This is a genomic window from Caulobacter sp. UNC279MFTsu5.1, from assembly GCF_900114015.1.
Taxonomy (GTDB): domain Bacteria; phylum Pseudomonadota; class Alphaproteobacteria; order Caulobacterales; family Caulobacteraceae; genus Caulobacter.
Map to the genome: position 1 here is coordinate 59,329 of NZ_FORN01000013.1, position 18,347 is coordinate 77,675.

General features: G+C 69.1%; 16 protein-coding genes. 12 read left to right on the top strand and 4 right to left on the bottom strand.

The annotated features are described in order from the left end of the window. Positions 1-56: 56 nt before the first annotated feature. The 10 genes from BM066_RS09805 to BM066_RS09850 all read left to right on the top strand — a co-directional run bounded on the left by BM066_RS09805 (position 57) and on the right by BM066_RS09850 (position 8,819). The gene (locus BM066_RS09805; protein ID WP_089926816.1) at positions 57-3,020 is read left to right on the top strand and encodes a 2-oxoglutarate dehydrogenase E1 component; all 2,964 of its coding nucleotides are present in this window, start codon (positions 57-59) and stop codon (positions 3,018-3,020) included. A 62-nt stretch (positions 3,021-3,082) separates the two neighbouring features. Next, entirely contained in the window at positions 3,083-4,312 is a 1,230-nt protein-coding gene (gene odhB, locus BM066_RS09810) for a 2-oxoglutarate dehydrogenase complex dihydrolipoyllysine-residue succinyltransferase (RefSeq protein ID WP_089926819.1), read from the top strand. Between the two features lie 123 nt (positions 4,313-4,435). Then, on the top strand, positions 4,436-4,705 hold the full coding sequence (locus tag BM066_RS09815; RefSeq protein ID WP_089926822.1) for an antitoxin: 270 nt from the start codon (positions 4,436-4,438) through the stop codon (positions 4,703-4,705). Next, the gene (locus tag BM066_RS09820; protein WP_177218425.1) at positions 4,702-5,112 is read left to right on the top strand and encodes a type II toxin-antitoxin system VapC family toxin; all 411 of its coding nucleotides are present in this window, start codon (positions 4,702-4,704) and stop codon (positions 5,110-5,112) included. The genes BM066_RS09815 and BM066_RS09820 overlap by 4 nt, the downstream gene beginning before the upstream one ends. After that, entirely contained in the window at positions 5,109-5,465 is a 357-nt protein-coding gene (locus tag BM066_RS09825) for a DUF3088 family protein (protein WP_089926828.1), read from the top strand. Before BM066_RS09820 ends, BM066_RS09825 begins: the two co-directional genes overlap by 4 nt. Before the next feature lie 43 nt (positions 5,466-5,508). Next, positions 5,509-6,000, top strand: coding sequence for a putative signal transducing protein (locus BM066_RS09830; RefSeq protein ID WP_177218426.1), 492 nt, complete (start codon positions 5,509-5,511; stop codon positions 5,998-6,000). Between the two features lie 202 nt (positions 6,001-6,202). Beyond that, on the top strand, positions 6,203-7,603 hold the full coding sequence (gene lpdA, locus BM066_RS09835; RefSeq protein WP_089926836.1) for a dihydrolipoyl dehydrogenase: 1,401 nt from the start codon (positions 6,203-6,205) through the stop codon (positions 7,601-7,603). A 78-nt stretch (positions 7,604-7,681) separates the two neighbouring features. Next, positions 7,682-8,005, top strand: coding sequence for a hypothetical protein (locus BM066_RS09840; RefSeq protein WP_089926839.1), 324 nt, complete (start codon positions 7,682-7,684; stop codon positions 8,003-8,005). Between the two features lie 155 nt (positions 8,006-8,160). Then, positions 8,161-8,463 carry a hypothetical protein gene (locus tag BM066_RS09845; RefSeq protein WP_143093705.1) on the top strand — a complete coding sequence of 101 codons (303 nt, stop codon included), beginning with the start codon at positions 8,161-8,163 and terminating at the stop codon, positions 8,461-8,463. Positions 8,464-8,465: 2 nt separating this feature from the next. Continuing rightward, the gene (locus BM066_RS09850; protein WP_089926845.1) at positions 8,466-8,819 is read left to right on the top strand and encodes a hypothetical protein; all 354 of its coding nucleotides are present in this window, start codon (positions 8,466-8,468) and stop codon (positions 8,817-8,819) included. Positions 8,820-8,928: 109 nt separating this feature from the next. Here the strand turns inward: BM066_RS09850 and BM066_RS09855 are convergent, their stop codons facing one another. Beyond that, positions 8,929-10,926, bottom strand: coding sequence for a methyl-accepting chemotaxis protein (locus tag BM066_RS09855; RefSeq protein ID WP_089926848.1), 1,998 nt, complete (start codon positions 10,924-10,926; stop codon positions 8,929-8,931). 259 nt (positions 10,927-11,185) lie between these two features. Between BM066_RS09855 and BM066_RS09860 the strand changes: the two genes are divergently transcribed. Then, positions 11,186-13,225 carry a sulfatase-like hydrolase/transferase gene (locus BM066_RS09860; RefSeq protein ID WP_089926851.1) on the top strand — a complete coding sequence of 680 codons (2,040 nt, stop codon included), beginning with the start codon at positions 11,186-11,188 and terminating at the stop codon, positions 13,223-13,225. A gap of 164 nt (positions 13,226-13,389) precedes the next feature. On the opposite strand, the gene BM066_RS09865 is transcribed toward BM066_RS09860, so the two are convergent. Then, positions 13,390-14,328 carry a tyrosine recombinase XerC gene (locus BM066_RS09865; RefSeq protein WP_089926854.1) on the bottom strand — a complete coding sequence of 313 codons (939 nt, stop codon included), beginning with the start codon at positions 14,326-14,328 and terminating at the stop codon, positions 13,390-13,392. A gap of 168 nt (positions 14,329-14,496) precedes the next feature. Beyond that, the gene (locus BM066_RS09870) at positions 14,497-15,177 is read right to left on the bottom strand and encodes a DUF484 family protein (protein WP_089926859.1); all 681 of its coding nucleotides are present in this window, start codon (positions 15,175-15,177) and stop codon (positions 14,497-14,499) included. Positions 15,178-15,340: 163 nt separating this feature from the next. On the opposite strand from BM066_RS09870, the gene BM066_RS09875 reads away from it, so the two are divergent. Beyond that, positions 15,341-17,503, top strand: coding sequence for a primosomal protein N' (locus BM066_RS09875; RefSeq protein WP_089926862.1), 2,163 nt, complete (start codon positions 15,341-15,343; stop codon positions 17,501-17,503). Positions 17,504-17,552: 49 nt separating this feature from the next. Here BM066_RS09875 and BM066_RS09880 read toward each other — a convergent pair whose 3' ends face one another. Beyond that, the gene (locus tag BM066_RS09880) at positions 17,553-18,329 is read right to left on the bottom strand and encodes a TerC family protein (RefSeq protein WP_089926865.1); all 777 of its coding nucleotides are present in this window, start codon (positions 18,327-18,329) and stop codon (positions 17,553-17,555) included. Between the last annotated feature and the right edge of the window lie 18 nt (positions 18,330-18,347).

The following is an 18,347-nucleotide window of genomic DNA, read 5'->3' on the forward strand; positions in this document are numbered from 1 at the left end:
ACTATATTTACGCAACGCCGTTAGCGGTGGCGTAAAAGGATCCTAAGGCAAAGACGATGGCGGACGACGCAGGCATCATCAATCAGGTCTTGACCGAGACCTCGTTCCTCTACGGGGCCAACGCGGCCTTCGTGGAAGATCTCTACGCCCGGTGGGCGGAGAACCCCGGATCGGTCGAGCCCTCTTGGGCCGCCTTCTTCGCCACGCTCTCGGACCAGGCCGACCAGGTCAAGCGCGCCGCCCAGGACCCGGCCTGGACGCCGCGCCAGGCGCCGGCCGTCCGTCCCGAATGGCTGTCGGCCATCGACGGCCAGTGGCCGACCGTGGCCCCCGCCGTCGAAGCCAAGATGACCAAGGCCATCGAGGCCAAGGCCCCCGGCTCCTCGGCCGAAGCCGTCCGCGCCGCCACGCTGGACAGTCTGCGGGCCATCATGATGATCCGGGCCTACCGGATGCGCGGCCACCTGGCCGCCAACCTCGACCCGCTGGGCCTGGAGCCCAAGCCCCCGGCGCCGGAGCTGGATCCGGCGACCTACGGCTTCTCGGAAGCCGACTACGACCGCCCGATCTTCCTGGACTTCGTGCTCGGCATGGAGACCTCGACGATCCGCGAGATCCTGTCGATCCTGCGCCGCACCTACTGCGACAATGTCGGCGTGCAATACATGCACATCTCGGACCCGACCGAGAAGGCCTGGCTGCAGGAGCGCATCGAGGGCCGCGACAAGGAGATCGTGTTCTCCAAGGAGGGCAAGGTCGCCATCCTCAAGAAGCTGATCGAGGCCGAGGGCTTCGAACGCTTCCTGCACAAGCGCTTCCCGGGCACCAAGCGCTTCGGCCTGGACGGCGGCGAGGCCACCGTCCCCGCGCTGGAGCAGATCATCAAGCGCGGCGGCGCCCTGGGCGTGAAGGAAATCGTCATCGGCATGCCGCACCGCGGCCGCCTGAACACCCTGGCCGCCGTGATGGGCAAGCCCTATCACGTGATCTTCCACGAGTTCCAGGGCGGCTCGTCGGTGCCCTCGGACATCGAGGGTTCGGGCGACGTGAAGTACCACATGGGCGCCTCGTCGGACCGCGAGTTCGACGACAACAAGGTCCACCTGTCGCTGACCGCCAACCCCTCGCACCTGGAAATCGTCAACCCGGTGGTGATCGGCAAGGCCCGCGCCAAGCAGGCCTTCACCCTGCGCGAGCAGCCCGACGCCGGCCGCGGCCACGTGCTGCCGCTGCTGCTGCACGGCGACGCGGCCTTCGCCGGCCAGGGCGTGGTGGCCGAGTGCTTCACCCTGTCGGGCCTGAAGGGCTACCGCACGGGCGGCACCATCCACTTCATCGTCAACAATCAGATCGGCTTCACGACCAACCCGCGCTATTCGCGCAGCTCGCCCTATCCCTCGGACGTGGCGCTGATGGTCGAGGCCCCGATCTTCCACGTCAACGGCGACGATCCCGAAGCCGTGGTCTTCGCGGCCAAGGTCGCCACCGAATATCGCCAGATGTTCGGCAAGGACGTGGTCGTCGACATGTTCTGCTATCGCCGGTTCGGTCACAACGAAGGTGACGACCCGACGATGACCCAGCCCTTGATGTACGCCAAGATCAAGGACCACCCCTCGACCCGCGAGCTCTACAGCCGCCGCCTGGTGGCCGAAGGCGTGGCGACCCAGGGCGACGTGGACGGCTGGGTCGGCGAGTTCGAGAGCTTCCTCGACCAGGAATTCGACGCCGGCAAGACCTACAAGGCCAACAAGGCCGACTGGCTGGACGGCAAGTGGAAGGGCCTGGCCCTGCCCGGCGACGAAGAGCGCAAGGGCAAGACCGAGGTGGCCAGGACCAAGCTCCTGGAGCTGGGCCGCCAGATCACCACGATCCCCGATCGGATCAACGCCCACAAGACTGTCAAGCGCGTGGTCGAGAACCGCCGCGAGGCGATCGAGAAGGGCGAGAACATCGACTGGGGCACGGCCGAGCACCTGGCCTTCGCCACCCTGCTCGACGAGGGCTTCCCTGTCCGCCTGTCCGGCCAGGACAGCGTGCGCGGCACCTTCACCCAGCGCCATTCGGACATCATCGACCAGACGACCGAAGAGCACTACACGCCGCTGAACAACATTCGCCCGGGCCAGGCCCACTACGAGGTCATCGACTCGGCCCTGTCGGAAGAGGCGGTGCTGGGCTTCGAATACGGCTTCTCGCTGGCCGACCCGAACACCATGACCCTGTGGGAAGGCCAGTTCGGCGACTTCGTGAACGGCGCCCAGGTGGTGATCGACCAGTTCATCAGCTCGGGCGAGCGCAAGTGGTTGCGGATGAGCGGCCTGACCATGCTGCTGCCGCACGGCTACGAAGGCCAGGGCCCCGAGCACAGCTCGGCGCGCCTCGAGCGCTTCCTGCAGTCGTGCGCGGAAGACAACATGCAGGTCGTCAACTGCACGACCCCGGCCAACTACTTCCACGCCCTGCGTCGCCAGATGCACCGCGAGTTCCGCAAGCCGCTGATCGTCATGACGCCCAAGAGCCTGCTGCGCCACAAGAAGGCGGTCTCGAACCTGGCCGACATGGCCGAGGGCTCCAGCTTCCACCGCGTGATGATCGACGGGGCCGAAGCCGGCTGCGACGTCGGCGGCATCACCCTGAAGAGCGACGACAAGATCACCCGCGTCATCGCCTGTTCGGGCAAGGTCTATTTCGACCTGATCGACGCCCGGGCCAAGGCCGGCCGCGACGACGTCTACATCGTCCGCCTGGAGCAGTTCTATCCGTGGCCGCTGAAGTCGGTGCTGGCGGTGCTCGGACGGTTCAAGAACGCCGAGCTGGTCTGGTGCCAGGAAGAGCCCAAGAACATGGGCGGCTGGACCTTCGTCGATCCGTGGCTGGAGCTGAGCCTGGCCAAGCTGGACGTCAAGGCCAAGCGCGCCCGCTATGTCGGCCGTCCGGCCTCGGCCTCCACGGCCGCCGGCATGATGAGCCGCCACCTGAGAGAACTCGAGACCTTCCTGAGCGAAGCCTTCGCCTGATCGCTTCGCCCAGACCCTGAACTGAACCCGCCCGGACCAAACAAGAGACATCGGAACCCCACATGGCCGACATCATGACCCCCGCCCTCGGCGAATCCGTCACCGAAGCGACGGTGGCCCGCTGGACCAAGAAGGCCGGGGAGGCGGTGAAGAAGGACGAACTGCTCGTCGAGCTGGAAACCGACAAGGTCAGCCTCGAGGTCGTGGCGCCGGCCGACGGCGTCCTGGCCTCGATCAGCGCCGAGGAAGGCGCCACCGTGGTTCCGGGCACGGTCCTGGGCGTGGTGACCGAAGGCGGCGCGGCGACCGCCGCCCCGGCCGCTCCCGCGCCGAAGGCCGCCGCCGCGCCGGCTCCCGCCCCGACCCCGGCTCCCGCGCCCGCTCCGGCCGCCGCTGCGCCGGCCCCGGCCGCGGCCGCCCCGGTCAGCCCGGCCCCGGCCCGCATCGCCGCCGAGAACAACCTGGACCTGTCGAAGGTCGCCGGCACCGGCAAGGACGGCCGGGTGACCAAGGGCGACGCCCTGGCCGCCCTGGAAGCCCGCGCCAACGCCCCGGCGCCGGTCGCCGCCCCGGCCGCGCCGCGTCCGATCCACGAGCGCGAAGAGCGCGTGAAGATGACGCGCCTGCGCCAGACGATCGCCCGCCGCCTGAAGGAAGCCCAGAACAACGCCGCCATGCTGACGACCTTTAACGAGGTCGACATGACGGCGGTCATGGCCTTGCGCAATCAGTACAAGGACGTCTTTGAAAAGAAGCACGGCGTGAAGCTGGGCTTCATGTCGTTCTTCACCAAGGCGGTGGTCGCCGCCCTGAAGGCCGTGCCCGACGTCAACGCCGAGATCGACGGCCAGGACATCGTCTACAAGAACCACTACGACATCGGCGTGGCCGTCGGCACCGACAAGGGCCTGGTCGTCCCGGTGGTCCGCGACGCCGACGCCCTGAGCCTGGCCGAGATCGAGAAGGCCATCGGCGGCCTTGGCCGGAAGGCCCGCGACGGCCAGCTGTCCATCGAGGACATGCAGGGCGGCACCTTCACGATCACCAACGGCGGCATCTACGGCTCGCTGATGTCGACTCCGATCCTCAACGCGCCGCAGTCGGGGATCCTGGGCATGCACGCGATCAAGGAGCGGGCCATGGTGATCGGCGGCAAGATCGAGGTCCGCCCGATGATGTACCTGGCGCTCAGCTACGACCACCGCGTGGTCGACGGCCAGGGCGCGGTGACCTTCCTCGTGAAGGTCAAAGAAGCCCTCGAAGATCCGCAGCGCCTGCTGCTGGAGCTGTAGTGGCTTCGAGAGATCGATCGGAAAGGGGCCGCGAAAGCGGCCCCTTTTTTCGTGGCGGCGAAGCGTCGTTGAGGCGCGTGCGGCTTTCGTGTATCTATAGTCTGTAGATACATCGAGGTCGCCATGACCAAGCTCGATATCCAGTTGCCCCGCGCCAAGCTTTTCACCCACGGCGGCAGCCAGGCCGTCCGCCTGCCTAAGGCCTTTCGGTTCGAAGGCGTTGAGGTGACCGTGCGCCGCGAGGGCGAGGCGGTGATCCTTGAGCCCGTCGCCGCCAAGCCGCCCCGCACGCAGGCCGATCTCGACGCCATGTGGGCTCGCATCGACGCGCGAGGCGGGGCTGATTTTCCGGATCGGGAACAGCCGCCGGAACAGGAACGGGAGTTCTGGTGACCCTGGCGTTGGACACCAACGTCTTCATTGACCTCATCCGAGGGCGTAAGGCGATCATTCGTCAGCGGTGGGACAAGGCGATCTTGGCGGGTGAAAACCTGGCGACGTCACTGATCGTCTATCACGAGCTGCAGTTCGGCATTGCGCTCAGAAGCGATCCGGTCGGGGAAGCCTTGAATGTTGCCGAGGTCCTGGAAGAGGTCGCTATTGAGCCATTGAACGAAGACGACGTGACGGCCGCTGCTCGCACTAGAGCTAAGCTCAGGCCCTACGGAAACCCTATTGGCGCCTACGACGTGCTGATCGCGGGCCAAGCCTTGGCGCGGGGCTGGACCTTGGTGACGTCCAACGTGCGTGAATTCGAGCGGATCGAGGGTCTGGAGATCCAGGACTGGAGCCAGCCATGACCGTCGCCCGCGACCGCCTCTTTCTCCTGCGGCCCGACTGGATCGACCAGGACCGGCCGTGGTTCTGCATGGCCTGCGCCGCCGTCGAGGGCTTCCTCGGCTACTATCCGGCGGTGCGCGAGGCGCTCGATGTCGCCTACCTGCCCTACGCCCGCCCGCGCCATCCGGTGGTCGATCTGCTGGGCGAAGCGCACCAGAACCTGCCGACCCTGATCCTGTCCGCGCCGTTCGAGCATCCGGACTTACGCGAGGGCGACCTCCAGCAGGCGAACGGCGTCTGGTTCGTCACCGACGAAGGCCCGATCACCCGCGTGCTGGCCGCCCGCCATGGGGTCTCGCCGCCGCATCCTTGAGGTCGCGGCGTTTCTCGGTCAGGCTCGGGGTCCGGAGGCGTCCATGAGCCTGAAGGAAATCGCCCGTTTCGCCGACCTGGCCGAGGCCCAGATCGCCGCCTCGCGCCTGAGGGCCGAGGGCGTCCAGGTGCTGGTTCAGAACGAATACTGGGGCGGCGCCGACTTCATCATGACCATCGCCATGGGCGGCTTTCGCCTGTGGGCGCCGGAAAGCGAGGCGGCCGAGGCCAAGGCCCTGATCGGCGAACTGCGCGCCGCCGCCCCGCCGCCCTTGGACCTGGACGATGACGAGGAGCCAGTCCCGCCGCCGTCCCGGCCCGCGCCCCTCGCCGGCCTGGCGCGGACGGGTTTGGCCTTGCTGTTGACCCTGGTCTTCGGCTGGGCGGCCGGCTTCCTGGTCATCGACCGCCGCCGGCCCGCCGCCGTCACCGGCGTCATGGTGGTGCTGGCCGTGATCAGCGGCCTGAGCCTGCTGGCCATGATCTGGACCTGGCTGACCTATGCCGGGATCGGCGCGACGCCGGCCTGGCCCTGATTGGCGGTCGCGACCCGTGGCTGAAATGCGCAAAACCCCGACGAACTGAGCCTTTGATCCACCTGTTGGGTTGATCCTTGAGGCAGAGGCGCTAGGAGTACCCGCGCGCCCAGTCACCTTTCCAAGTCATCCTTGGGAAACCGGGGGACAGGCCCCATTTTCTGTCCGGCGCCGAACGCGGCGCGTCTCAAGGCGAAGATCCATGGCTCAATACGACGTCGTCATCATCGGGGGCGGCCCCGGCGGCTACAACGGCGCGATCCGCGCCGGGCAACTGGGCCTGAAGACGGCCATCGTCGAAGGACGCGGCAAGCTGGGCGGCACCTGCCTGAACGTCGGCTGCATGCCGTCCAAGGCGCTGCTGCACGCCTCGGAAATGTTCGAAGCCGCCAGCGGCGGCGAGTTCGCCAAGCTGGGCATCGAGGTGAAGCCCAAGCTGAACCTTTCCCAGATGATGGCCCAGAAGGCCGAGAGCGTCGAAGCCCTCACCAAGGGCGTCGAGTTCCTGATGAAGAAGAACAAGGTCGACTACATCAAGGGCTGGGGCCGTATCGACGGACCCGGCAAGGTGGTCGTGAAGGCCGAGGACGGTACGGAAACCGTGCTCGAGACCAAGAACATCGTCATCGCCACCGGCTCGGAGCCCACCCCGCTGCCCGGCGTGACCGTCGACAATCAGCGCATCGTCGACTCGACCGGCGCCCTGTCGCTGCCGGAGGCGCCCAAGAGCCTGATCGTGGTCGGGGCCGGCGTCATCGGCCTGGAGCTGGGCTCGGTCTGGAAGCGCCTGGGCGCGGAGGTGACCGTGGTCGAGTTCCTGGACCGCATCCTGCCGGGCACCGACACCGAAGTGGCCAACGCCTTCCAGAAGATCCTGGGCAAGCAGGGCTTCAAGTTCAAGCTGGCCTCCAAGGTCACCGGCGCGGCCGCCGGCGACAAGCAGGTCAAGCTGACGCTGGAGCCCGTGGCCGGCGGCGACGCCGAGACCCTGCAGGCCGACTACGTGCTGGTGGCCATCGGCCGCCGCCCGTTCACGCAAGGGTTGGGCCTGGAGACGGTCGGCATCGTTCCGGACAAGCGCGGCGTGATCGCCAACGACCACTACAAGACCACCGCCCCCGGCGTCTGGGTGATCGGCGACGTGACCAGCGGCCCGATGCTGGCCCACAAGGCCGAGGACGAGGCGGTGGCCTGCATGGAGCTGATCGCGGGCAAGGCCGGCCACGTGAACTACGACATCATCCCGGGCGTCATCTACACCAAGCCGGAAGTCGCCACCGTCGGTAAGACGGAAGAGGACCTGAAGGCCGCGGGCGTCGCCTACAAGGTCGGCAAGTTCCCGTTCCTGGCCAACAGCCGGGCCAAGATCAACCACGAGACCGACGGCTTCGTGAAGGTGCTGGCCGACGCCAAAACCGACCGCATCCTGGGCGCCCACGCCGTCGGCCCCAACGTCGGCGACATGATCGCCGAGATCTGCGTGGCCATGGAGTTCGGCGGGTCGTCGGAAGACGTGGCCCGCACCTGCCATCCGCACCCGACCCGCGCCGAGGCCTTCCGCCAGGCGGCCATGGGCGTCGAAGGCTGGACGATGCAGGCCTAAACGGCCGGTCATGGAATTAACGGGCGTTCGCGCTCGACTGGACATAGAGTGGCGGGGTTTCGGCAACGGAGCCCCGCCATGTTCTTGTCCGCCCTGCTGCTCGCCGCCGTCCAGGCCGCGCCGACGCCGGCCCCGTCCACGTCGGGTGATCAGATCGCCGCGAGCCAGACGACATTCGGTCATTCCACGGAAGAGGTTCGCGCCGTTCTCAAGGCGCGAGCGAGCTGCCAGATGTCGGGCGTCGAGTTCGCGGTCAACGCCGCGTCCACGACCCGGGCCGAGGTGAAGAAGTTAGGCGACCTGGCGCCGGCCAACCACACCCTGACCGTGCTGCGCAGCATCGACGGCTGCCCGGTGTCGTCGACCATCCGCTACAACGTCGACCTGCCGGCGCGGCGGTAGCGGCGCCGGGCGAGGGCGTCGCCGCCCGCCATCACGGGTTGCGCCGGCGTCGCCGCGTCGCTATGGACGAAGCTTGGCTATGGAGCCGGGTCTCGTCGGCGCATCGGGGGATGGATGTGAAACCAAGGCTTTGGGCGGCGACGAGCGCGGCGTTCGTGTTGGCGTCGAGCGCGGCCATGGCCGCGCCGGTCGAAACGCCATGGGCCCGCGTCAACTACATCGCCGGCGGTTGGACGGCGGCCCACGTCAGGGTCCAGACGACCGCGACCTTCTCCAATCCCGAATCCTGTTCGAACTCCGACGGCTATGTCGTGGACGCCAGCCTGCCTGGCGCCCAGTTGTTCGCCTCGATGCTGCTGACGGCCTTTTCGACCAATCGCGAGGTCAAGCTGGTGCTGGACGGCTGCGCCCTGGAGCGTCCTCGGGTCATCAGCGTGACCTTGCGGGGATCCAACTGACCATGGCGCGGGAACGCTTGCGAACCGGCCTGGCCACGGCGCTCGCCGCGGCGTTGTCGCTGTCGGCTGGCGCGGCCGGCGCCACGCCGGCCGAAACGCCCTGGACTCGGGTGAACGCCCTCATCGGCGGATGGACGTCGGCCGGCCTGCGGGTGCAGACCACCGGCCAGTTCTACAATCCCGCCGGCTGCGCGATCCCCGACGGCTACTTCATCGATCCGACGCTGTCCGGCGCCCAGCTGTTCTGGTCGCTGCTGATCACGGCCCAGGCGACGAACGCCGAAGTCCAACTGACCGTCGACGGGTGCATATATTCGCGTCCGAACGTCATCGGCGTCGCCCTGCGTCGACCGTAGCGTCCGCAAAAACCCCGCCGGGGGCGAATCCGGCGGGGCCTACGCTACGCTTTGTCCCCGAGGGGAGGGGACGCCCTCCGTCACGCGAAGGCGGTACGCTTACTGAACTTCAGAATTCTTCCCAGTCGTCGCTGCTGGGCTGGGCCGAGTCGGCGAAGGCGGCCAGCTTGGCCTGGGCCGCGCGGACCGGGTTGGCGCCGGGGCGGCTGGCGGCGGTGGCCGGAGCGACGGCCGGACGCGGAGCCGGGCGGGTCACCTGGGTTGGCGGCGAGGCGCGACGGGGGGCGGAACCCACGGCGGCGCCTCCTTGAGCCGCTTGGGCGCCGCTGACCTGGAACCGCCCGATCATCCGCATCAGGCCGTTGGCCTCGCCCTTCAGGGCGTGGCTGGCGGCGGTCGACTGCTCGACCATGGCGGCGTTCTGCTGGACCGTCTGGTCCATCTGGTTGACGGCGGCGTTGACCTGGTTGAGGCCGGTGGCCTGTTCCGAGCCCGAGGCGGCGATCTCGCTGACCAGGCCGTCGATCTCGCCCACCTTGCCGACGATGGCCTGCAGGGCCTCGCCGGTCTGGCCGACCATCGACACCCCCTGGCTGACCTGTTGCGAGGAGGTCGAGATCAGGGTCTTGATCTCCTTGGCGGCGTCGGCCGAGCGTTGGGCCAGGGCCCGGACTTCCTGGGCGACGACCGCGAAGCCGCGGCCGGCGTCGCCGGCCCGTGCGGCCTCGACCCCGGCGTTCAGCGCCAGCAGGTTGGTCTGGAAGGCGATCTCGTCGATCACGCCGATGATCTGGCTGATCGACTGCGACGACTTTTCGATTTCGTTCATGGCGTTGACGGCGGCGCGCACCACCACGGCCGAGCGCTCGGCGTCGGACCGGGTCGAGGTGACGACGCGCGAGGCTTCGACGGCGCCGGCCGACGAGCGCTTCACCGTGGCGGTGATCTGGTCCAGGGCGGCGGCGGTCTCTTCCAGACTGGCGGCCTGCTGCTCGCTGCGGCGCGACAGGTCATCGGCGGCCGAAGCGATTTCGTCCGAGCCCGAACCGATGCTGTTGGCGGCGTGGACGATGGTGCGCATCGCTTCTTCCATCTGGGCGATGGCGCCGTTGAAGTCGCTGCGCAGCCGCTGATAGGCCTGCGGGAAGTCGGCCTCGACGCGATAGGTCAGGTCGCCTTCGGCCAGGCGATTCAGGCCCGTGGCGACGTGCTCCATGACGAAGGCCTGCTCGCGGGCGGCGGCCTCGGCGGCCTCCTGGGCGCGGCGGCGCTCGGCCTCGGTCTCGGCGTTGGCGCGCTGCTGGGCGGCCTCGGCGGTGCGCAGGGCCAGGGCGTTGTCCTTGAACACCTGGACCGAGCGGGCCATGACGCCGACCTCGTCCTTGCGCTGGGCGCCGACCACCTCGACGTCGACCGAGCCCTGGGCCAGGACGTCCATGGTGCGCGCCACGCCGGCCAGCGGGGCGGCGATCTTCGCGCGACCGATCCACAGGGCCAGGACCAGGGCGGCGGCCGAGGCGATCAGGCCGAACAGGATCGTCATCAGCGTGCCGGCCCTGGCCTGCTTGGCGGCTTGCTCCACCATGGCGTGGGTCTCGTCGGCATGGCTGTTGGTGTAGGCCGCGACATCCTTGCTGAGGCTGGCGATGTCGGGGTCGATCACGCCCATGACCATCCTGGCCGCGTCGTTGGCGTTCTGCAGGCCCAGGTCCGCGCCCTGGCGGGCGCTGGAATAGACGCGGTCCAGGCGGACGCCGAAGTCGGCCAGCTTCTTGGCGCTGGCCGGATCGGTGCGCTTGACCTTGTCGAGAGCGACCTTGCCTTCACGGTAGGCGGTGTCGATATCGGCGCTGGCCTGTTTGGCCTCGGGCGAAGCGGCGTCGTAGGCGATCGTGCGATAGGCCGCGTAGCCGATGATGGCGACGCGACGGTTGAACCGCGCCCCTTCCAGTTCCGACGGCGCGCGCTGCTCGACCAGCACCTTGGTGGCGGCTTCCGCGACCTGCGACTGCCAGGCACCGATGCCGGTGATCGCCAGGGCGACCACGGTCAGGATGATGGCCGGCAGGGCCACCTTGGTGGAGATCTTCAGGTCGTCGAACTTCATCGCTTGGCCCCATATCCGGTTGCGCCCGAAAGGGCGGACGGTTCCGGTCTTGGATCCAGATGGCCGCCCGCGCCGTAAAAGCACGGTTAATCGCGGGGTTTTTGCCGTCTGCGGCGACGGAATGTCACAGGCCAAGGTGAGCGCCTCCGAGGTGTCGTGCGCCCTTTGGTAATGATGAATCGACTCAACAACCTTGTCGTGTATTCTCCAAGCTGCGCCATGCGGGGCGAGCGCCCATGCCGCATGCGAGGGGGGGACCATGACCCAGGCGAGCCGGCCCAACATCCTGCTGATCACGTGCGACCAGTACCGGTTTCCCCGGTTCTCCTACGGGGCGGAGGCGGGGTTCGACGAGCCGCTGAAGCGGATCCTGGGCTTCCAGTGCGAGGACGACGCCGACAATCCCTACGCCCCCTTCTTCCCCGGCCTGCTGGCCCTGCGCGAGAACGCGGCGCTGCTGCGCAACCACACCATCGCCGCCAGCGCCTGCACGCCCAGCCGGGCGGTGATCTACACCGGCCAGTACGGGACCAGGACCGGCGTCACCCAGACCGACGGCCTGTTCAAGAGCGGGGATTCCTACAACTTTCCCTGGCTGGCGGCGGACGGGATTCCCACCCTGGGGACCTGGATGCGCGAGGCCGGCTACACCACCCACTATTTCGGCAAGTGGCACGTCAGCAACCCGCCCGAGCACTCGCTGGACCGCTACGGCTTCGACGACTGGGAGGAGTCCTATCCCGAACCGCACGGGGCGGCGATCAACAATCTGGGCGTCTATCGCGACGCCGGCTTCACCGACCAGGCCTGCGCCTTCATCCGCCGCAAGGCCCTGGCCCTGAACTACAACCGCGCCCAGGCGATCGAGCAGGCCCAGGACCCCTACGCCTCGGGTCCCGATGTCGACGACATCCCGCCCTGGTTCGCGGTCGCCTCGTTCGCCAACCCCCACGACATCGCCACCTATCCGGCGGTGATCGGCCAGGCCCTGCCGACTCCGGACAATTCGGGTACGCAGTCGATCTTCGGTCCGCTGACGATTCCGACGATCGGGCAGAAGACCCCGCCGCCGACCGCCGGCACGATCCAGATCGCCTTGAACGCCCTGGGCTTCCCGCAGGACTGCGCCAGGCCTTCGCCGACCCAGAACGAGTCCCTGGCCGACAAGCCCAGCTGCCAGCACGACTACGCCTACAAGGTGGGCCTGGCCCTGAACGCCAAGACCGGCTTCAACCTCGTCAACACGGTCAAGACCAAGGTCGACGACAGGTTCCCCAACCTGCCGGGCCCCGACCTGCTGGGCGACGAGCGGTCGATGCAGGTCGCGGTCCAGCAGGCGCTGAACGGCGTGCTGCCGTTCCAGCTGAGCGAGGAGCCCGAGCGCTACGCCCTGGGATTCCTGCAGCTTTACGCCTGGCTCCATTCGATCGTGGACACCCATGTGGCGGCGGTCCTGAAGACCCTGGAGGAGACCGGCCAGGCCGACAACACCATCGTCATCTTCCTGGCCGACCACGGCGAGTACGGGGCGGCGCACGGCATGATGATCGAGAAGTGGCACACAGCCTACCAGGAGGCCCTGCACGTGCCGGTCATCGTGCGCTTCCCGCCGTCGACGCAGGTGGTCGAGAACGAGCCGGGCGCGGGCGAGGGGCCGCTGGGCTTCACGCCGCGCCAGATCGACGCCCTGACCAGCCATATCGACATTCTGCCCACCGTGCTGGGCCTGGCCGGGGTGACGGCCGAGCAGCGGGCGGCGATCGCGCAGACCCTGGGCCGCCATCGCCCCGTGCCGCCGCTGCCGGGCGTGGACCTGTCGGGCCTGCTGAAGGGCGAGACCCAGAGGGTGGTCGAGCCGGATGGCGGCGAGCGCCAGGGCGTGCTGTTCATCACCGACGACGAGATCACCGCCCCGTCGGCCTCGAACGACGATCCCGCCAACCTCAAGTGCGACAAGGAGTTCGAGGTCTACAAACGGGTGGTCGACACGGTGAACCAAGAGCATCCGGCCGTGAACCTGGCGCCGGGTCCGGTGCGCCAGCCCAACCACGTGCGCTGCGTGCGCACCGACCGCTACAAGCTCAGCCGCTATTTCGATCCCTCCGGCCACGTACCCCAGGAGTGGGAAATGTACGACCTGAAGCTGGACCCCAACGAGGCGGTCAATCTGGCGCAGGTGACCCGGTCGCCGCCGACCGCCCGCGCCGACCTGCCGTCGCCGTTCGTGGCCGCCGCGGTCCAGACCGAGGCCGACCGGCTGGCGGTGCTGCTGGCGCGGCTGGAGGCAAGGGATTTGTAAATTCCTTCTCCCCTTGCGGGAGAAGGTGGCCTCCGAAGGAGGTCGGATGAGGGGGCGATGACCCTATCCGCTTTGACTTGAAGGGTGTGGGGCGCCGTCGGCGCGACCCCTCATCCGTCGGCTTCGCTGACACCTTCTCCCGCAAGGGGAGAAGGGACCTTCGCTCAAGCCCGCGGATGGGCCTTGCCGTAGGCCGCCAGCAGGCCCGCGGCGTCCACCTGGGTATAGCGCTGGGTGGTCGACAGCGAGGCGTGGCCCAGCAGGTCCTGGATCGACCGCAGGTCGGCGCCGGCGCCCAGCAGGTGAGTGGCGAACGAGTGGCGCAGGGCGTGGGGCGTGGCGCGGTCCGAAAGGCCCAGGCGGCTTCGCAAGGCTTGCATCGTCGCCTGGACGTGGCGCGGCGACAGCGGCCCGCCGCGCTTGGCGCGAAACAGCGGATCGTCGGCCTCCAGCGCGAAGGGCAGGGCGGCCAGATAGGTATCGATCCTCTCACGGACGATATCGAGCACCGGCACGATCCGGGTCTTGCCGCCCTTGCCGGTGATCCGCAGGCTGTCGCCCAGCGGCGCGTCGCGGCGGGCCAGGGACAGGCCCTCGGAGATCCGCAGGCCGCAGCCCCACAGCAGGGTCAGCACCGCCTCGTCGCGGGCCACCTCCCAGTCCTCGCGGTCGGGGTCGAGGGACAGCTCGGCGATCAGGCCGTGGGCCTGGTCCTCGGACACCGGACGCGGCGCCCCGACCTTGATGCGCGGCCCGCGCACCAGGTCGATGGCGGCGTTGGGCGTGTCCAGCCGGTGGTCGAGATAGCGATGGAAGGCCCGGATCGACGACAGGCTCTGCGACAGCGAGCGCGGCGACAGACCTTCGTCGCCGCCGCCGTTCTGGGAGGGCGGCGGTTCGCGCCGGAAGGCCAGGTAGGCGCGCAGCTCGGCGGCGGCGATCCCGCCCAGGTCGGACACGGAGAGCGCTTCGCCGCGATGGCGTTCCAGGAAGTTCAGATAGGCCAGGACGTTGTCGCCATAGGCCCGCACGGTGCGCGGCGAGGCGCGCCGCTCGTGGGTCAGGTGGTCCAGCCAGGCGGTCAGGGCGGCGCGGGCGTTCATCTCTTCACCTCCCTAAACCCTTGTCATCCTGGGCGCAGCGAAGCGAAGACCCGGGACCGACGCGTGAACGCAAGCGCTTCCGGCGGTCCCGGATCGGCGCGCTTCGCGCTTGTCGGGGATGACAGCCGCATTGTGTGCGTCCTCCCCATTTCAGGGGGAGGCGGGACATCACAGCACCGGCCAGCGCTCGGCCGTGCGCTCGACGACGCGGGCCAGGAAGGCCACCAGCTCCGAGCCCATGTCGGCCGTGAAGCCCTCGGGATCGGCCGAGCCGAAGGCCAGGAGGCCCTGGCGTGAGGGCTCCCACAGGGCCATGCGGACCAGGGCCATGCTCTGGATGTCCTGGATGCGCTCGCCAAACAGCCCCAGGGCCGGGGCGTGGAAGCCCATGCGGGCGACGCCGTGGTCGCCCATGGTCATGTCGATCTGTCCGGCGATCAGGGCGTGCCAGCCGGCGGGCACGCGGCCCGGGCCTTCCAGAACCACCACCCCGGCGGCCAGGCCGAAGCGCAGGATGGCCATCTCGTCGACCCGGCGGGCCAGGTCGGAATGGTTGCGGGCGTCCAGCAGGTCGATCACCGCGGCGTGGGTCTGGGCCTGGGCCGAGAAGTTGGCGCGGGCGGTGGCCTCGATCTGGCGGCGGACCAGGGCCTCGCGCTCGTGGGCGGCCGAGACCCGGGCCAGGGCGGCGGGGCCGAAGTCGACGATGTTGCTGGCGTCCGGGCGCAGGCCCAGGTCGCTGAGCAGGTCGGGATCCTGGTGCAGGAAGTCGGGCTCGGCGCGCAGGAAGTCGCGGACGGCGTCGGCGTCGACCGGATAGGGCAGCATCGCCTGGGTCGCGTCGGTCATGGTCTGACTACTCCATCCACTCTTCGTCCCCATATCCAACCGCAGCGGGGCGTCCCCGATGAAGCCTCAGTTCGGTTAACAGCGGCTTGATGGGGCCGCCGCGCCGCCTCTCGACCTGGGGACGTTTCCGAGGCAGAACCCGATCGTCCCCATGTCTGGTCCCATGCCCCGCATCGCCTCCGTCCTGCTGCCCATGCCGCTGCCCGAGGCGTTCGACTACGCCGAGCCGGAAGGCCTGGGCCTGGCGCTGGGCGATCACGTGACCGTGCCGCTGGGGCCTCGCGTGATTCGCGGCGTGGTGACGGGCCTGCGCGACGGGACGGGCGGCAACCGGCCGCTCAAGCCGGTGCTGGAGCGGGTCGACGACCCGCCGCTGCCGCCCGGCGTCCTGACCTTCGTGGAGTGGGCGGCGCGCTATTCGGTCGACGTTCCCGGCTGGCCCCTGGCCATGGCCCTGCGCGGCCTGCGCCATCCGGCCGCCAAGCCCGACAAGGCCCTGGCCCTGACCGGAACCCCGCCGGCCCGGATGACCCCCGCCCGGCTGAAGGTGCTGGCGGCCGCCGAACAGGGGCCGATGGCGTCCGGCGCCCTGGCGACCGCCGCCGGCGTCTCGGCCGGGGTGGTCAAGGGCCTGGTCGACGAGGGCGCTCTGGCCGTCACCTGGATCGAGCCGGACACCAGTTTCCCCCAGCCGGACCTATCGCTGCCGCCCCAGACCCTCAATCCCAGCCAGCAGGCCTCGGCCGACGTCCTGGCCGAGATGCTGGCGGCGGGCGGCTTCCAGGCGGCGTTGCTGGACGGGGTGACCGGCTCGGGCAAGACCGAGGTCTATCTGGAGGCCGTGGCCGCCGCCCTGGCCGCCGATCCCGACAGCCAGGTGCTGATCCTGCTGCCCGAGATCGCCCTGACCCAGGCGGTGCTGGCCCGCTTCGAGGCCCGGTTCGGCGCGGCCCCGGTCGAGTGGCACTCGGCCGTGTCGCCGCCCAAGCGCCGTCGGGCCTGGGAGGGCGTGGCCACCGGCGCGGCGCGGATCGTGGTCGGGGCCCGCTCGGCCCTGTTCCTGCCGTTCCGTAAGCTGCGGCTGGTGGTGGTCGACGAGGAGCACGACGGCTCGTTCAAGCAGGAGGAGGGCTTCATCTACCAGGCCCGTGACCTGGCCGTGGCCCGCGCCAAGATCGAGGGGGCGCTGGTGGTGCTGGCCTCGGCCACGCCGTCGCTGGAAAGCCTATGGAACGCGCAAGCGGGCCGCTATCGCTGGCTGCGCCTGAGCGCCCGCCACGGGGCGGCCCAGTTGCCCGACATCGGCCTGATCGACATGCGCGAGACCCCGCCCGAGCCGGGCCGCTGGCTGTCGCCGCCCTTGGTCAAGGCGGTGTCGGTCGCCCTGTCGCGCGGCGAGCAGAGTTTGCTGTTCCTGAACCGCCGGGGCTATGCGCCGCTGGTCCTCTGCCGGGCCTGCGGCGAGAAGATGAAGTCGCCCGACACCGACAGCTGGCTGGTCGAGCACCGCTACACCGGCCGCCTGGTCTGCCACCTGACGGGCTTTTCGATGAAGAAGCCCGAGGCCTGCCCGCACTGCGGGGCCAAGGACAGCCTGACCTCGATCGGCCCCGGCGTGGAGCGGGTCGAGGAGGAGGCGCGCCACCTGTTCCCCGACGCCCGGATCGCGGTGTTCTCGTCCGACACCGTGTTCGACGCGGCCGGGGCGCGGGCCCTGGTCGACAGCATGGCGGCCGGCGAGATCGACATCCTGGTGGCGACGCAAGCCGCCGCCAAGGGCCATAACTTCCCCAACCTGACCCTGGTGGGCGTGGTCGACGCCGACCTTAGCCTGCGCGGCGGCGACCTGCGGGCCGGCGAGCGGACCTTCCAACTGCTGGCCCAGGCGGCGGGCCGGGCCGGACGGCACGAGAAGCCGGGCCGCGCCCTGCTCCAGACCTATGCGCCCGAGCACGGCGTGCTGCAGGCCCTCAAGGCCCAGGACCGCGACGCCTTCGTCGAGGCCGAGATGGCCATGCGCCAGGAGGCGGGCCTGCCGCCGTTCGGACGCCTGGCGGCGGTGATCGCCTCGGGTCCGGACGCCGCGGCCCTGGAGGCCTATTGCAACGCCCTGGCGGCGGCGACGCCCAACGCCGAGGGGGTGGAGGTGTTCGGCCCGGCCGACGCGCCCCTGGGCCTGGTGCGCGGACGGCGGCGCAAGCGCTTCCTGGTGCGGGCCGAGCGGTCGGTGGACCTGCAGGGCTTCCTGGCGGCGTGGCGGGCCCGGGCCAAGGTTCCGAACTCGGTGCGGGTGGTGTTCGACGTGGACCCGTACAGTTTTCTGTAGGACGCGGGGCAGGATCGGGGACAGGCGCGTGCGCCTGTCCCCGGCCGCGTCAATCCTTCCTCGCGCGCTTCTTGCGCGACAGCATGTTCAGCCCCTCGACCCCGGCCGAGAAGGCCATGGCGGCGTAGATGTAGCCCTTGGGCACGTGCACCCCGAAGCCCTCGGCGATCAGCACGGCGCCGATCATCAGCAGGAAGCCCAGGGCCAGCATGACCACGGTGGGGTTGTCGTTGATGAAGTTGCCCAGCGGGTCGGCGGCCAGCAGCATCACGGTCACCGCCACGACCACCGCGGCGATCATGATCGGCAGGTGGTCGGTCATGCCCACCGCGGTCAGGATCGAGTCGATCGAGAACACGATGTCCAGCAGGATGATCTGGAAGATCGCCCCGCCGACGTTGGAGATCGCCGCCGTCTTGACGTCCGGCGCGGCCTCGTCGGCGTTGGGGTCGACGGCGTGATGGATCTCCTTGGTGGCCTTCCAGATCAGGAACAGGCCGCCGGCGATCAGGATCAGGTCGCGCCACGAGAAGGCGGTCTCGAAACTGGGTTCTCCGTGGGAGAGCGGGCCGGTCAGGCCCAGGTCGAACACCGGGGCGGTCAGGCCGACGATGAAGGCGATGGTCGACAGCAGGACCAGCCGCATGACCAGGGCCAGGGAGATGCCGATCCGACGCACCCTCTGGCGATGTTCGGGCGGCAGCTTGTTGGAGAGGATGGAGATGAACACCAGGTTGTCGATGCCAAGCACGACTTCCATGACGATCAGCGTGACCAGGGCGGCCCAGGCGGCGGGGTCCGCGACGAGGTGAAGGAGTTCGTTCATCGTACCGATCTAAGGTTC

Coding starts and splice junctions, on each gene's coding strand:
- BM066_RS09860 (WP_089926851.1), top strand. CDS start 11,186: ATGACCCAGGCGAGCCGGCCCAACATCCTGCTGATCACGTGCGACCAG.
- BM066_RS09840 (WP_089926839.1), top strand. CDS start 7,682: ATGTTCTTGTCCGCCCTGCTGCTCGCCGCCGTCCAGGCCGCGCCGACG.
- BM066_RS09855 (WP_089926848.1), bottom strand. CDS start 10,926: ATGAAGTTCGACGACCTGAAGATCTCCACCAAGGTGGCCCTGCCGGCC.
- BM066_RS09815 (WP_089926822.1), top strand. CDS start 4,436: ATGACCAAGCTCGATATCCAGTTGCCCCGCGCCAAGCTTTTCACCCAC.
- BM066_RS09830 (WP_177218426.1), top strand. CDS start 5,509: ATGAGCCTGAAGGAAATCGCCCGTTTCGCCGACCTGGCCGAGGCCCAG.
- lpdA (WP_089926836.1), top strand. CDS start 6,203: ATGGCTCAATACGACGTCGTCATCATCGGGGGCGGCCCCGGCGGCTAC.
- odhB (WP_089926819.1), top strand. CDS start 3,083: ATGGCCGACATCATGACCCCCGCCCTCGGCGAATCCGTCACCGAAGCG.
- BM066_RS09880 (WP_089926865.1), bottom strand. CDS start 18,329: ATGAACGAACTCCTTCACCTCGTCGCGGACCCCGCCGCCTGGGCCGCC.
- BM066_RS09825 (WP_089926828.1), top strand. CDS start 5,109: ATGACCGTCGCCCGCGACCGCCTCTTTCTCCTGCGGCCCGACTGGATC.
- BM066_RS09870 (WP_089926859.1), bottom strand. CDS start 15,177: ATGACCGACGCGACCCAGGCGATGCTGCCCTATCCGGTCGACGCCGAC.
- BM066_RS09875 (WP_089926862.1), top strand. CDS start 15,341: ATGCCCCGCATCGCCTCCGTCCTGCTGCCCATGCCGCTGCCCGAGGCG.
- BM066_RS09805 (WP_089926816.1), top strand. CDS start 57: ATGGCGGACGACGCAGGCATCATCAATCAGGTCTTGACCGAGACCTCG.
- BM066_RS09850 (WP_089926845.1), top strand. CDS start 8,466: ATGGCGCGGGAACGCTTGCGAACCGGCCTGGCCACGGCGCTCGCCGCG.
- BM066_RS09865 (WP_089926854.1), bottom strand. CDS start 14,328: ATGAACGCCCGCGCCGCCCTGACCGCCTGGCTGGACCACCTGACCCAC.